We start from the raw sequence: 14,947 nt of genomic DNA, 5'->3' as shown, positions 1-14,947 counted from the left end.
TGACATGACACACCCAGATCAGCTTTCATCTACTGGCGCGGCTTCCGGCTTTCGCCCAGATAACGACTCACCACCGAATCACGCCAAAGTAAACGGTGTATCGCCGCGTGCCGCGATCATTGCTCTATTCATCCGAATTCATTTCTATATTGGTCTTTTTGTTGGGCCATTCATTTTTATCGCCGCGTTAACGGGAACACTGTATGTGTTGACGCCGCAGATTGAAAACCATCTGTACGCACACCAGCTTTTTACCGATAGCCGAGGCACGCCACACCCGCTGTCAGAACAAATTCGAGCGGCACAAGCCGGCTTTACGCATTATCAGGATGCAAAATTACTTGCGATACGCCCTGCCCCCACATCGGGAGAAACAACCCGCGTAATGTTCGCCTTACCGGGATTAGGGCCGTCAGAAAGCCGGGCTGTCTTCATCGATCCCGTATCACTGGAAAATCGAGGCAGTGAAGTGGTTTACGGCACCAGTGGCGTACTGCCATTTCGTACCTGGCTTGATTATCTGCATCGCGGACTGCTGTTAGGCGATATCGGGCGCAATTACAGTGAGTTAGCCGCGTCCTGGCTGTGGGTTGCAGCGTTAGGAGGAATCGTCATCTGGTGGTCAACGCGCAAAATGTCGTCTGCCGCCAAACGGAGAAAGGGTAAAAATCGCCAATCGACAGTAGCGAAGACACAGCGGTTGCGCCATTGGCATACCACGATGGGACTCAGCCTGATACTTGGTTTACTCTTTTTTTCCGCTACCGGATTAACCTGGTCGCAGTGGGCGGGAAATCATATCGCTAGCGTACGTACCGCAATGGGGTGGCAAACGCCTTCGGTTAATACCCTGATATCGCACCATGACGCAATGCGCGGACATAACATGGCGGTAGATGAACACGCTGAACACCATGCGTCAATGCCAATGGAAAATGTCAAAACCTATCCGCTGTCGTTATTTGATGATGTGCTCAACAGCGCGCGTCATGCGGGCATTGATGCAGACAAAATCGAGATCCGTCCGGCCAACCAACCCCATCGCGCCTGGACCGTCAGTGAGATTGACCGCTCTTGGCCGACACAGGTCGATGCCGTCTCCGTCGATCCAGAGACACTGAAAATTATCGACAAAACGGATTTCACTACCTTCCCACTCGCCGCAAAACTCACTCGCTGGGGTGTCGACGCGCATATGGGCATATTATTCGGTTTGCCTAATCAACTGATCCTTGCCGCATTCGGCGTTGGTCTCTGTGCGATGATCGTGTGGGGCTATAGAATGTGGTGGATACGTCGTCCGTCAAGCCGTCTCACAACAAACCCCGTTAATACCTTGATGTCGGCATTTTTATCGGTTCCGCGTGGACAACGTATTCTTATTGCATGCATAACGCTACTGCTCGCGGTGAGTTTGCCCGTGATGGGGATCAGCCTACTCATCTTCCTGCTGATTGATACTGCTCGGTGGTATATTGGTCAGCAGAAGTAGGCTTACCTCGCGTACAGCGCCGCTTTGACGTGGTTAGCGCGCGCCCAGCACCACGCCTTAAATACCGCCATGACGTCCATGGCGGCAATCAAGACTTACTCTTATGGCCGACGATTAATATGCCGTCCAGTCTGACAATTCTGCTTTAGCTGGTTTTTTTTCTGCTCTGATATTTTCAGGTGCCGCAAGCGCAACCGCGCTTTCCGTTAACGCAACGCGCTTATAGGATGACCCAAGATTGAATATGCCGACCGTATGCGCAAGGCTTTTAGCTTGATCCTGCAAAGCCAAAGCGGCAGCGGCAGACTCTTCGACTAACGCGGCATTTTGCTGGGTTGTCGTATCAATTTGCCCAACGGCCTGGTTAATTTGGTGGATCCCTTCACTTTGTTCACGACTGGCCTGTGCAATTTCACTGATGATTCCCGTTACACCTTGCACATCGGCTACCAGCGAATTCATCGTGACGCCGGTTTCCTCCACTAGCCCCATGCCCTCCTGTACTTTACGGAACGATTCATCGATTAACACTTTGATTTCTTTTGCCGCCGTCGCACTTCGTTGGGCCAGTGCCCGCACCTCGCTGGCGACTACGGCAAATCCTCTGCCCTGTTCGCCAGCACGTGCCGCTTCAACGGCGGCATTTAGCGCCAGGATATTAGTTTGAAAGGCAATACCATCAATGACGCCAATAATTTCCACCATACGCTGTGATGAATCGCGAATACCTCGCATTTCCTGCGTTACCCTATCCATCATGGCGCCGCTTTTCTTTACCGTTTCCGATGCGTTAACCGCAAGATCTGTTGCTTGTGTCGTATTCTCCGCAGTGTTTCTTATCGTCGACGTCAACTGTTCCATTGACGATGCGGTTTCCTCCAATGAACTGGCCTGTTCTTCCGTTCTGGCGGAGAGATCCTGATTGCCTGCGGCAATTTGCGCTGAGGCGCTAGAAATGGTTTCAGCACCATCACGAACCTGACTGACAATGTGCCTTAAACTATGGTTCATATTATTCAGGGCTAACAATAGTTGACCTGTCTCGTCTTTACTGTGGGTAAAAATTTCCGAGCTCAAATCACCTTTTGCAACATTATCGGCTAGCGCTAGCGCGTCCTGTAGCGGTCGAGTGACGCTCCTGGTAATTAACGCAGCAATAACCAATCCAGCCAACGTACTGCTGATAATAATGGTGGCAAGAATCATCAGCGCATTTTGATAGCTCCTTCCCACTTCCTGGGCTGACGATGACATTTTTTCATTCTGTATGCCGATAAATTCATTGACTTTACTGGTATATTTTCCCTGCAACACGCGTGTTACATTAAAGTATTCTTGGGCTGCTGCCTCAGTATTTCCCGCAATAATAAACGAAGTAAGTTTTTTCGCAGAGTCCAGGAAATCACTACGGATACTGCCAATATCCCGTAGCACAGTGATCGATTTATCATCACTTACAGACTGATTTAAATACTCCATGAGTGAAGATATATTTTTAGAATGCGCGTCATTAACCGTCAATTGTTTATTGATTTCGCTTTGGGATTTGAGTAACAGCAGCAACTGTTGATTATTGAGATAACCATTGAGTTCATTGATCAGATCATGGCTTTTTACGGTTAGTGGATAATTTTGCAAGACAATATCATCCATACTTTCATGAAAGTGTCCTAACTTCGACATAGCAACGCCACCGATTAATAACAGCATCAATACTAAAAAAGAAAACCCTGCACCTAATCGATATCCTATACGCCAGTTGGAAAAACCCATTAACATCTCCTTAATTAAACATCTCAATCAATTTAAAAACAGGTAATAAAAAGCAATATCCCTTCAAAAAGCATACCCGTGTCAGGCCTCCGGCATGCGACGATGAGATTCATTAATACCGTCCTGATAAAAACTCACCAACCACCTCTCTTACGGTGTAAACAATTTGACCTAAACGAATACAGTTTGTGAAAGCGAAGTCCTGCAGAGATTGGCGTAAAAAAAACACAATTTTACCTCTCAACCACCGCTTCGCCTCTGACTACGCACCTCATGCCAGAATTCAACACTGGGTTTCTTATCTTCGATTGAATCTCAAAGCAATATCGTCACGGCTATTAAAATTTAATAGTCGCAATAACGCGTCAATATCAGTCAGGTCTCATTTTTGCCACACCAAAGACGGTATCGGCCTTATGTTGATAATCTTTATATTTCTTAACGTAGAACTTTAATATCTATCTAATCGATCGTTAATTTAAAATCTATCTATTTATAAGATAAGCAACATTTTGATAACCAAATTTACCTTTGCCAGATAATAATAGATATCAAAAATAAATAATAATAACTCCCAATAAATTTAATAACACTATCGGATTTAACATCTTTATCTGGAAATAACGATAATGACACTGCATTTAAAAATATGAATGTTTGCCATTTTTAAAACCTACTGCCGTATTTTGATAAGACTATAAAAAAACGCCCAGACGCTTTTAAACGGCAGTCTGGACGCTTATTTTTTATTTAACACAGCATTAGAAAATCATCATACGCTACAGAACTATTTTTTTCTGGAAGCTGATTTGGATTTTCCTTTCAGTAGCTCCCGAAGTTTCTTCAGCTCTTTCTGCGTTAATGGCGCTTCAGTACCAATTTCTTCAGTGGCCTGATTATCAACGGATTCAGAAGACAAAGCGGAAGGCTGATGAATATCGTCAAAGCTCTTCAGCAATCGAGCACTCACTTCTGCGCTAATGGATACACCATTTTCGACAGCTGCAGCTTTAATTTTTTCTTTCAGCTCGGGAGAAATTTTCAGGGACAAACTTGATATCTCACTCATTTTATTACCTTTCTCATGGGGTAAAATAGTAAGCTATGACAGCTGGCAGATAATGTCTATACTGAAATAAAAATTTAATATTTCTGTCACAATAGGAAATTAATTAATTTCTTAGCGTGAGGATGATTACCTTGCTCTTATATTTATCGCGTATACCCAGTATTGGTCAGCATCGCAATAAGAGCGCTTGATAACGAAATAATCAAATTTATGATCTATCCATCAGAAATTCCGCCATTTTCTACCATACTGAATATTGACATGGAAAAAAATCATCATCTATGCCCGCGCCAATCGCGGGTATCATGGTCACACTGAAGCGTCATTCAGCTCGGTAAGTCATCATTGTAGTACAATATACATGCTGTGGTGCCCATCGATAGCCCATTATAGGTTAAAGAATTGATCATAAAATTTTAACACCATAGAATGCAGGCGCGACGAGAATAAAAGGAAGCCAATGTGTCACACCACGCCCTCTGGGAACTCATTAAACTTATCTATATGTTTGGTTTTGTTATTTCTTTAACTGTTACTTTCTTGTTAAGTAAAGATAAATCGTTGTTCATGCGGTTTTTGGCATCATTGATGATAGGGCTGACCTGGCCATTGAGCTTCCCGGTTGTATTATTGTTCTCCATTTTCTGAGGCAACAAGCAGCGCAATATTCTTTTCAGGCATCTGGTGAAACGCTTGGCCGCTTAAGAACACACCCGGTGTGCAGCACAACGTAACAATTAGCGAACAACTAACACGGATATCTTTGCATGACGGACAATGGCTGCCGCATTTGACCCAAGCAGGTAGGTTTTTACATTCGGTCGTCGCGAACCAATCACGATAAGATCGGCCTCCATCTCCTCTGCCAGCGCTAACACTTCGTCTCGTGCCGCGCCGAAGCTGACACTAAAAGATAAACGCGACGCAGGCAAATCAATTTTTTGCACCAGTGATTTCAATCTATCACTTGCTTTCACCACCGCCTCATTCTCGAATTCTTTGATACCAAAAGAATACGCAGATAAAAATGCCGACGCATCGGGTAGAGAATGAAAAAGATGTATTGCTGCCCCTGACATTTTCGCCAATCTGACCGCATGCGTTAGCGCCTGCGACGTCAGTTCATCTTCTTCTATATCTATTGGTACCAAGATATTCGTGTACATTATTGCCTCTCCAGTAGGGTGATTACTTATCTATAGATAAAAAGCGTAGTCTGCTCGTCGTTAACAAAATATGATCCCGTTCACTGTTACACCTCATCGTGGCTATTTTAACCACGCCGCGCAGCCACAGAGAGGAAAGGTAAGACATGATCTACATGGTTAAACTTGGGACCCCGCACAAAAAAACGCCTTTGGCATAAGCAAAGGCGTTTTATGATTAGGCCGCTAACCAAGCCCGCGCCGACCAGATATCAGTCGTATGCATGAAGTGTGCGTTGGCATAATGCCGAACGCACACAGTCCTCTTTGCCGAAAGTGACCACGCCAATCATGTCATCCTCAGCGAACCGTTCCAATGCATCACTCAGTCCAGATTTTACTCCAGTGGGCAAGTCACACTGCGTTACATCACCATTAACGATAACGGTGACATTTTCACCCAGTCGCGTCAGAAACATCTTCATTTGGCTCACCGTCACATTTTGCGCTTCATCCAGAATCACCATCGCGTTTTCAAACGTCCTCCCACGCATGTAGGCAAAAGGTGCAATTTCTACCTTGGCAATTTCTGGTCTCAGGCAGTACTGCATAAAAGAGGAACCCAATCGCCTTAAGAGAATGTCGTAAACCGGGCGGAAATATGGCGCAAACTTCTCCGTGATATCACCGGGTAAAAAGCCAAGATCCTCATCGGCTTGCAACACCGGGCGTGTAACAATAATACGCTCGACTTCTTTATGGATTAGCGCTTCCGCTGCTTTCGCTGCGCTCAGGTAGGTTTTACCGCACCCCGCTTCACCCGTGGCAAAAATAAGCTGTTTATTTTCTATCGCAGACAAATAATGTTCCTGGGCAACAGTACGGGCTTGAAGAATCGAATTATCGCGGCTCTCACGAGCCATTCCGATGGTTTCAATGCCCCCCATTTGTACCAGAGAAGTGACCGATTCTTCCTCTCGCTGACGATGGCTACGCGACTCACGACGAATAACACGTTTCGCTTCACGACGAGCTTTGATCACTGCTTTTTGTCTTCCCATAGTGACACCTTACAGTTTGTTTCACTTACCGCACTGCTTTGCAGTGCGCGACGTTTAACTCACTAACGAGGTCAGGCTTCCTTATTAAGCCTATAGCGGACAGAAAGTACTCATGATTCATCCATGATGCTAAGTGCAAAGCGAGCCGAGCATCTATGAATAATAGGATAATCAAAGAAAGAGAAAGTTGGACTTGGGTAAAAAAAGAATGACACAACATCGAAGATAAGTGGAAGGGGTATCCCTCGCGACGGCGAGTCAGCAGTGTAAAATTTTGACATCGACTACTACGTCCACCAAAGGACATTACCATTCGCGCTCCTCACTATGTCAAAGACTATTCCACAGAACAATGAATGATCGCACGACAGAACCCATGCCTAAAAATTAGTGTTGAATGATTTCATTAGTATGACAGTGCAATAATTTACCCCTGTGATGCAAGCATTTTTACACTGCCATAATACTTACATATAGTCAGCTTTTAGCGATTTGGCAATCTCGTCCTGAGAGACAAGGTGCCCTCAAGTACTGATATTTTTTTAGTCTCCTCACCAACATTGAATGCTTTCTAAAGTACATGCTGGCACCTAGAGGTGATACGCGCTCACATCTAGATGCGATGCACCTGTGCTGTCAAAAATGTCTCTGCCAGTTCAGATATTGATCGTATTTGCGTAGGGCGCTACGGTAAATACTTTGTTCAATGCCGGGTAGATAATCACACACCCGTTGCTGCACACCATATTGGTTTTTCGAAAAAGTCTCCGCAGGATAATTATTAGCAACGAGTAATTCATCCAAACGCCGCAGACGAATGACATACTCTCGCATTGTACTTTGACGAACATCGGTTTGTTCGATTAAATATTGAGTGAATGCTTTAATATCGAAATAGCAAGCATGGGTATTGCATAATATTTCGCTACAAAAGCGACAAAGTGGGATTAATTCTTGTTGCAGGTCTGCCCACATTGCATCGTCGATCAACCTGTCAATACTACCAATCGATTTTTTATTGATAAGTTGATCACGAAATACTAAAGAAACACGGTCAAGTTTCTTATCACATTGTGAACAATGGGTCTGTCTCTGTTTAAAGTCTTTCAGATAACGGCTTAGCAGCTGTTTCTTCCGAATTGATGAGTGCATGAATCCATTCCATGACAAAAATATATATATCAGCGAGAAGCCATAATTATGCTTATTACGATAGAAGTTGAATGCAATAAAACAGGCTAAATGACCATCTCAATGCGACTGCCTAATACTCAACAGCACTAGATGGTTACATTTTCCTACGGCTTCATTGGCCAAAAATATATATTAATAACAATATTACTACGTTGCGCAATTAAACATCATTCATTAATTTCACACGTAGACGCTTTATCGCCTGGCTATGCAACTGACTGACCCTAGACTCCCCTACTTCAAGAACAGCACCGATCTCTTTCAGGTTCAATTCTTCCTGATAATAAAGCGTCAATACCAGTTTCTCACGTTCTGGAAGGCTATCGATCGCATCCATGACGCGATTGCGTAAACTGCCTTCCATGAGTTGATAAAGTGGATTCGCCTCTTCGTTGCCTTCCAATAGGGCCTCAGCACTATCACCATGCTCTTCACGCCATTCATCGTAAGAAAAAAGCTGGCTGTTATTCGTATCCAGCAATATCTGTCGATAATCTTCAAGCGAAATATTCAGAGCCTGAGCCACTTCCTGCTCCGTTGGCGCTCGGCCAAGTTGTTGTTCAGCCTGCTGCATTGCCTGTGCCACTTCCCGCGCATTACGCCGCACACTGCGTGGAGCCCAGTCACGGCTACGTAATTCATCCAACATCGAACCACGGATCCGTTGAACGGCATAGGTTGTAAATGCTGTACCTTGTAACGAATCATAGCGTTCGACGGCACTGAGCAAACCGATACCCCCTGCTTGCAGCAGATCGTCAAGCTCAACACTCGCGGGGAGACGAACCTGTAAACGCAAGGCTTCATGGCGCACCAGAGGAACATAGCGCTTCCAAAGGGAATTTTTATCCATTGTGCCTTCGGCGGTATACAAATCGCTCACAGTGACAAATACCTACGATAATGATGTTATCGACACTATTATGCTTTTAGGTAGGGTAGCCAATCGCCTGAATAGGGGCGTAAAAGGCGGGTTATTTAGGATACGGCCTGCGCCATAGCGCTTAATGCCCCGCCTAATCAGGGCCAACATCGGGGCTAATTCTTATATAAAACGTGAGGTAGCGCTCATACTTCATACTAGCAATCCCATCATCGCACGTGTTCCATGCGATAAAGATTCTGTGGTGCGGTACCCCGCACAGGGAGACGGATACATCAGGATGCTGCATACGGCTCTATGACTCACCTCTGGTTTCCTGGATAACCTGATGTCGCTAAATATCGGTTAGGTGTGCGCTTGTTTTCCTTTCGGCAAAATAGTGCGCGGGTGTACTGCCCATTGTTTTTTTGAACATGGTGATAAACGCATTAACCGATTCATACCCCAGATTAGCTGCAACATTCTGAACTGAAACGCCGCTAGCCAGTTCCCGGAGAGCAATTATCAGTTGCAGTTGCTGACGCCAGCGTCCGAACGTCAACCCGGTTTCGCGCAGCATTAAACGCGCGAGAGAACGCTCGCTAAGCGCCAGTCTTTTTGCCCATGCTTTGAATGTGCTTCGGTCATCAGGTTGACTGACCAGAGCATCGGCCATGGCGCGGATTTTAGGATGCGACGACACAGGGAGGCTCAGTTTCTGCTGAGGCATGGTGGCTAATTCATCGAGTGTTACTCTGGTCAGTCTGGCGGGATGGCTTTCCGGTGGATATTCGACGCCCTCGCGGGTTAAACGGGCAACAAGTTCTTTAATCAGACTGGAAATTGCCAGAGTACAGCATCGCTCCGGCAGCGCGACAGCTCCAGGTTCGATAAACAGATAGTTGAGATGCGCATTCCAAGTAGCTTTGGCGCTGTGCGGCACTCCCCCAGGGATCCAGACGGCACAATCAGGCGGCACGATCCAGATATCATTTTCGGCGCGACAAATGACCGCCCCATAGAGGGCAATAATCAATTGCCCTTTGCGGTGCGTATGCACAGGCACTTCGGCCGCGTAATCGACAAAATCCAAATGACGCGCGACTGCGGGGCAGGGGGTGGCATCCGGATCAAACAGCGTATTGGCGAGTGGGGGTAACATAGATTGGCAACATTTAGGTATTTTTTTGACAGAATAGAGTATTTAAGTGGATATGCAAGCCGGTAATAATTTCCGGCATGAAAAAAATTAACGCGAGTTACTTTCATTTTTTACACACGATATGCCAACGTCTTCGCGGTATGGCTTTTCCTTCACTACTGAATGATGCGAACGCTCTGCTCTATTCCGCGAAGAGTTTTGCCGCAGCGATGCTCGCATACTACATTGCACTGTCAATTGGCCTGGAGCGGCCTTCTTGGGCAATTATCACCGTGTATATTGTTTCCCAAACCTCCGTCGGAGCGTCGCTGAGCAGAAGTCTGTATCGTCTGGTGGGAACGGTAGTCGGCGCGGGCATAACGGTATTAATTGTACCTGCTTTTGTGAATATGCCGTTATTTTTCAGTGTGATACTTACGGGCTGGATCACCTTCTGCCTCTATTTATCCTTGCTGGAACGCACGCCCCGCGCCTATGGTTTCGTCCTGGCTGGTTACACTGCGAGTCTGATTGGCTTCCCTGCGGTATCCGATCCTGGTGCGATTTTTAACATCGCTATTGTTCGGGTACAGGAAATCATGATCGGTATCTTCTGCGCGGCACTTATTCATCGCTATGTATTGCCCGCGCGCATCTCAGGCCAGTTCAACAGTAAATTGTCGCAGACGCTACTCGCGGCGCGACAGCGTATCGCAGAGACTTTAGCAGGCAAACCCGACGCTGCTTCCGGGCCGCTGCATATGGCACTGGCATTACAATTCCTGCAGGGTATCAGCCATCATGTCCCTTATGATTTTGCGTTCTCTGTACCGGTCCGGCAAGCGAGAAAAAGGCTTCATGACAGGCTTGCGCGATTAGTCATTGTTAACTGTGAGTTACGCGACCGTTTAGCGCTGATAGCGACGATACCTGTAGATGTGCAAATTCTGCTGGGTGATGTTGAGGTCTGGTTGGCCTGCAAAGATGAAGGAAAATTCAAAAGCGAGGGTGAAGCGCTCAAAAAAAGGAGTGAAAAATTACTACAGCGCTATTCAGTGTATGAGCTGACGTTTGAAGAAGCGCTGCGTCTAAGTTTTATGCGCTACCTGTTAGAGGCCATTGTCCTCGTGCAGCAGTGCTATCGTCTTTCGGATGCTATTCATCACGCCAATCAGATGCCTGCGCACCCGGAAATGAATACCGTGAAAGGGTATGTATTCCACCGCGATCCTCTTACTGCTGCCCGCACCGCACTGGGCGCTTTCACTATCATTCTGAGCGGCTGCATGGTGTGGATTTTCTCGGCATGGCCTGATGGCGGTACGGCAGTATCTATCCTTGGCGTTTGTTGCACACTGTTTGGCAGCTTCGATACGCCTGCCCCACATATTGTGAAATACATTATTGGCTCCCTCTGGGGGGTTGTGATAAGCCTGATCTACAGCTTCGTTCTCCTACCGCAAGTCAGTGATTTTATCGTGCTGGTAACGGTTTTAGCTCCGATCTATCTGCTGGCTGGATCGCTCCAGGCCAGACCGCCCACCACGTTTATGGCGATGGGGATCACACTGACGCTGCCTATTTTGTGCGAACTGGGTGCACATTACAGCGGGGATTTTGCCGTGGCGGTGAATACCGCTATCGCACTATTTTCTGCAACTGGCTTTGCGGTATTCAGCATGGGCTTTCTGCAAACTGTACAGGCAGATGCGGCAATAAATCGCCTGCTTCAATTATGCCAGCGAGATATTAACCGCAGCGTGAAAGGTGTGCTGAATACAGACGAAACCCTCTGGACCAACCTTATGATCGATCGGGCAGCGTTGATACTGCCGCGATTGCAGCGCAGCGGACAGTCACCGGAACGGGCACATCATTTGTTGTACGCCCTGCGTGTAGGGCTGTGTGTAATGCGATTACGCCGATGTGATGCGCATGCGAACAAAGAAATAAAAGAAGTGCTCACCCTTCTTACACACTCGACAGATATTGACACCTTACTTCAACGGATCGCCAGTCTGACTGAGCGCAGCTTGAGCGTAACAGATGAACTATCGCGGCATTATGTTGATCAACTGGTTGATCTTTACTGCGCATTAAGCGTTCAGAAAATGGAGCCTGCTAATGATCAATGATTTCAATATTGAGGGCGTTTTTGTACCCGGTCTGCTGGTAATTGCCCTCGTTGCACTGACCTGTACACTATTTCTCGTACATCTTTTCTCTTTCAGCAAGGGTTACCGCCGCTTGCCCTTTAGACCGATGATCGATTTTTCCGTCTTCATTATTACTTTTTACCTGCTGTTGCAGGGGCTGACCGAACTGGGTTTTTTTAAATGAAATCGTTACTTTCTCTACTGGGCCGCTACGTGCTGACGTTCAGCGCTGTGGCGGTGGCTACGCTTTTGGCTTTTATTCTCTGGAAACATTATGCGCAAACCCCCTGGACCCGCGATGGTCGAGTTCGTGCGGATGTCGTACAGATTGCGCCGGATGTCTCCGGACCGGTGCTGAATGTGGCCGTCCGCGATAATCAGTGGGTTAATCGGGGCGATGTGCTCTATTCCATTGACCCGCACTGGTTGAGATTGGCTGTGGTCAGCGCACAGGCTGATGTTGAGGCGAAACGTCATGAAATGCTGATGCGCCAGGATGCGGCGAGGCGACGCTCTCAGATTAAAGGGGTGATTTCCAGCGAGGATTTACAGCAAACAGCCAGCGCAGCCAGCGTCGTTGCGGGCTATGTCACACATTTGCGGCTTCGCCCTGGCGACTATGCCACCGCGGGAGAAACTAAAGTTGCCATCATTGATGCCCATAGTTTTTGGGTGGTTGGTTATTTTGAAGAGACTAAGTTGCAACATATCCGCACGGGAAATACTGCACACATTACGCTGATGGGATTTAAGCCGGTGATCACAGGTCATGTTGAGAGTATCGGACGCGGAATAGATGATAACAATGACGAGACCGGGGGGCTTGGCCTGCCTAATGTCGAGCCAACCTTTAGCTGGGTGCGGCTCGCGCAGCGTATCCCGGTTCGGATTCATATAGACACGTTGCCGGAGGGGGTTGAATTGGTGGCTGGACTGTCTGCGAGTATATCCATCACACCATAATAAAAAGTAGGGTCTCTATATTGAGGATTTATGCAGACCTTCGGTGTGTGATTCATAGACATCATTTCACTATAATGACTCACTGTGAACAGAGAAATCCAGCAGCGGCTACAGTGGGTAAAACGCTATGAAACGTCCGGTGATGCCGGGTTCGTATGCCGCCGCAGTGGCATCTCTCGCCCCACATTGCGTAAATGGTGGCGCGAATATCTGGCTCAGGGCATCGCTGGCCTGGAAAGCCATAGCCGCCGCCCTAAATGCTCACCATCAACGAAAACTGGCGCTAGCGAAGTCGCTCTGATTATGGAGTTACGTTCCCTGCGAAATCTGGGTGGCAGCATTACTATAACTGGGTACGTCCTCATCGCGCTGACAACGGTAAAACGCCGATGGAGCGCTACTTCGAACTTGCTGAGCAAATGCCATACTCTGATGCCGTTCAGACAAACTATCAGCCCAATGAAGAGCATATACAGGAACAGAATTACAGGCTTGAGCTGAGAAAATTGAAACGATGTCTATGGATCACACAGCTAATGGTTAGCTCCTGTAAAACATCATAGTTACTCAGCTTGAACCACTGTTTTACCGCTTTCATCTCTTCACTTGCTTTCATCTACTTCCCGTTTCCCAAACAAATATGTGAATCCACCAGCCAGAGCGATTTTCGCGTGCCAGCAAAGGCCTAAAGATAATTTGTTTTGAGAGTGTGAGCTAGAGGGGGTAAAAGTGGATGCCCAGCAAGAAGCAACATGATAAAAATGGCAGCGTTAAAAGCAAGAAAATTGGGTGAAAGAAACCAATTTTAATGCTGGGGATGTATGCATTACAAAATCAAAATCGTCGTGTAAGATGTTGATTTTATTGAATGGTTGGCGGAGAGAGGGGGATTTGAACCCCCGGTAGAGTTACCCCTACTCCGGTTTTCGAGACCGGTCCGTTCAGCCGCTCCGGCATCTCTCCGTTTAACGGTTGCTATGATGCCCGCTTTTGCGGCATTTTAACAGTATCAACCCTCGCCTTTAAATCCAAGTGATGACTAAACGAGCAATAATAATGATTAAATGGCCGTGGAAAAACACTCAACCTCCTGTGCAATTATTTGAACAATGGCAAGCTGCGATTTCTATGCCGCTTCTCGCCCCTCTAAGTGATGAGGAGCTACAACGACTGGTTGTAATTGCCGCCCAGTTTTTGAAACAAAAGCGCTTGATTCCCTTGCAAGGATTGATGCTAACGGAAACCATGCAGCAGCGTATCGCGCTATTATTTGCATTACCGGTTTTATCGCTCGGCGTGGATGCGCTGGATGGGTTCCATGAAGTCCTTATCTATCCCGGCCCATTTATGGTCGAAGAGGAGTGGCAGGATGATTATGGGCTCGTACATAAAGAAAAAATGATGCAGTCTGGGCAAAGCTGGGAGCAGGGGCCGATAGTTCTTAATTGGCAAGAAGTGCAGGACTCCTTCGACCTATCGGGTTTTAACCTCGTTATTCATGAAGTCGCACATAAGCTGGATATTCGCAGCACTGGCTTGGCAACCGGAGTGCCTCTTATTCCGTTGCGTGATATTCCCGCCTGGGAACGGCAATTACATGGTGCGATGGATGCCTTACAGGAGGAGATTGATCTCGTCGGTGAAGAAGCTGCCAGCATAGATCCTTATGCGGTGCACGATCCAGCGGAATGCTTTGCTGTATTATCGGAATATTTTTTCAGCGCGCCTGAGCTTCTCGATGAACGGTTCCCCGATTTATATCGTTGTTTTCAAAAATTTTATCGTCAAGATCCTCTTGCCCGTCTAAAGCGTTGGCAAAACTGTGTCGATCACGGCGCCTCTACGGACTAACTTATCAGGATGGCAAACTGTATATAGCCTAAACAGTCAGGCAATGAAGCGGATTTTGCCGTTGACAGTGCCGAGGTGGACGGCTATCATCCGCCCCGTTCACACGATTCCTCTGTAGTTCAGTCGGTAGAACGGCGGACTGTTAATCCGTATGTCACTGGTTCGAGTCCAGTCAGAGGAGCCAATTTAGAGAAAGCAGACGTTCGCTGACGTCTGCTTTTTTGCTTTTTATCAATTGGT

At 47.0% G+C, this 14,947-nt stretch carries 13 protein-coding genes, 2 tRNA genes and 1 pseudogene; 8 read left to right on the top strand and 8 right to left on the bottom strand.

Going from position 1 to position 14,947, the window contains the following annotated elements:
- Positions 1–4: 4 nt before the first annotated feature.
- Positions 5–1,492, top strand: a complete 1,488-nt coding sequence (locus RFN81_RS07960; protein ID WP_264498558.1) for a PepSY-associated TM helix domain-containing protein — start codon at positions 5–7, stop codon at positions 1,490–1,492.
- 114 nt (positions 1,493–1,606) lie between these two features.
- On the opposite strand, the gene RFN81_RS07955 is transcribed toward RFN81_RS07960, so the two are convergent.
- Together RFN81_RS07955 and RFN81_RS07950 are read right to left on the bottom strand one after the other, a co-directional pair.
- The gene (locus RFN81_RS07955; protein WP_264498557.1) at positions 1,607–3,265 is read right to left on the bottom strand and encodes a methyl-accepting chemotaxis protein; all 1,659 of its coding nucleotides are present in this window, start codon (positions 3,263–3,265) and stop codon (positions 1,607–1,609) included.
- Positions 3,266–4,052: 787 nt separating this feature from the next.
- Positions 4,053–4,334 carry a hypothetical protein gene (locus RFN81_RS07950; protein ID WP_264498556.1) on the bottom strand — a complete coding sequence of 94 codons (282 nt, stop codon included), beginning with the start codon at positions 4,332–4,334 and terminating at the stop codon, positions 4,053–4,055.
- Between the two features lie 462 nt (positions 4,335–4,796).
- Here RFN81_RS07950 and RFN81_RS07945 point away from each other — a divergent pair, with 462 nt between their 5' ends.
- The gene (locus RFN81_RS07945) at positions 4,797–4,982 is read left to right on the top strand and encodes a GhoT/OrtT family toxin (RefSeq protein ID WP_264498555.1); all 186 of its coding nucleotides are present in this window, start codon (positions 4,797–4,799) and stop codon (positions 4,980–4,982) included.
- A gap of 89 nt (positions 4,983–5,071) precedes the next feature.
- Here the strand turns inward: RFN81_RS07945 and RFN81_RS07940 are convergent, their stop codons facing one another.
- The 5 genes from RFN81_RS07940 to RFN81_RS07920 all read right to left on the bottom strand — a co-directional run bounded on the left by RFN81_RS07940 (position 5,072) and on the right by RFN81_RS07920 (position 9,758).
- Positions 5,072–5,500, bottom strand: coding sequence for a universal stress protein (locus tag RFN81_RS07940; protein ID WP_264498554.1), 429 nt, complete (start codon positions 5,498–5,500; stop codon positions 5,072–5,074).
- 251 nt (positions 5,501–5,751) lie between these two features.
- Complete coding sequence (phoH, locus tag RFN81_RS07935) at positions 5,752–6,540, bottom strand: phosphate starvation-inducible protein PhoH (RefSeq protein WP_264498553.1); 789 nt, start codon at positions 6,538–6,540, stop codon at positions 5,752–5,754.
- A gap of 636 nt (positions 6,541–7,176) precedes the next feature.
- Entirely contained in the window at positions 7,177–7,692 is a 516-nt protein-coding gene (gene fliZ, locus RFN81_RS07930; RefSeq protein ID WP_264498552.1) for a flagella biosynthesis regulatory protein FliZ, read from the bottom strand.
- 202 nt (positions 7,693–7,894) lie between these two features.
- A complete protein-coding gene (locus RFN81_RS07925) occupies positions 7,895–8,617 on the bottom strand; it encodes an RNA polymerase sigma factor FliA (protein ID WP_264498551.1) in 723 nt (240 codons plus the stop codon).
- Positions 8,618–8,951: 334 nt separating this feature from the next.
- A complete protein-coding gene (locus RFN81_RS07920; protein ID WP_048211281.1) occupies positions 8,952–9,758 on the bottom strand; it encodes an AraC family transcriptional regulator in 807 nt (268 codons plus the stop codon).
- 77 nt (positions 9,759–9,835) lie between these two features.
- Here RFN81_RS07920 and RFN81_RS07915 point away from each other — a divergent pair, with 77 nt between their 5' ends.
- The 4 genes and pseudogenes from RFN81_RS07915 (at position 9,836) to RFN81_RS07900 (ending at position 13,419) form a co-directional block, all read left to right on the top strand.
- Positions 9,836–11,872: an FUSC family protein gene (locus tag RFN81_RS07915; protein ID WP_264498550.1), complete on the top strand. Its 2,037-nt coding sequence runs from the start codon at positions 9,836–9,838 to the stop codon at positions 11,870–11,872.
- Positions 11,862–12,077 carry a DUF1656 domain-containing protein gene (locus RFN81_RS07910; RefSeq protein ID WP_048822680.1) on the top strand — a complete coding sequence of 72 codons (216 nt, stop codon included), beginning with the start codon at positions 11,862–11,864 and terminating at the stop codon, positions 12,075–12,077. Before RFN81_RS07915 ends, RFN81_RS07910 begins: the two co-directional genes overlap by 11 nt.
- Positions 12,074–12,856, top strand: a complete 783-nt coding sequence (locus RFN81_RS07905; RefSeq protein WP_264498549.1) for an HlyD family secretion protein — start codon at positions 12,074–12,076, stop codon at positions 12,854–12,856. Before RFN81_RS07910 ends, RFN81_RS07905 begins: the two co-directional genes overlap by 4 nt.
- Positions 12,857–12,940: 84 nt before the next feature.
- Positions 12,941–13,419: pseudogene (locus RFN81_RS07900) on the top strand (helix-turn-helix domain-containing protein).
- Positions 13,420–13,729: 310 nt separating this feature from the next.
- Here RFN81_RS07900 and RFN81_RS07895 read toward each other — a convergent pair.
- Positions 13,730–13,819 (bottom strand) — tRNA-Ser (locus tag RFN81_RS07895).
- Between the two features lie 93 nt (positions 13,820–13,912).
- Here RFN81_RS07895 and mtfA point away from each other — a divergent pair.
- Entirely contained in the window at positions 13,913–14,707 is a 795-nt protein-coding gene (gene mtfA / locus RFN81_RS07890) for a DgsA anti-repressor MtfA (RefSeq protein ID WP_264498548.1), read from the top strand.
- Positions 14,708–14,815: 108 nt separating this feature from the next.
- Positions 14,816–14,891, top strand: a tRNA-Asn gene (locus RFN81_RS07885).
- Positions 14,892–14,947 lie beyond the last annotated feature (56 nt).

Origin of the sequence: Pectobacterium cacticida (assembly GCF_036885195.1) — a bacterium.
Taxonomy (GTDB): Bacteria; Pseudomonadota; Gammaproteobacteria; order Enterobacterales; family Enterobacteriaceae; genus Pectobacterium; species Pectobacterium cacticida.
This window is presented reverse-complemented; position numbering and strand designations above follow the sequence as displayed.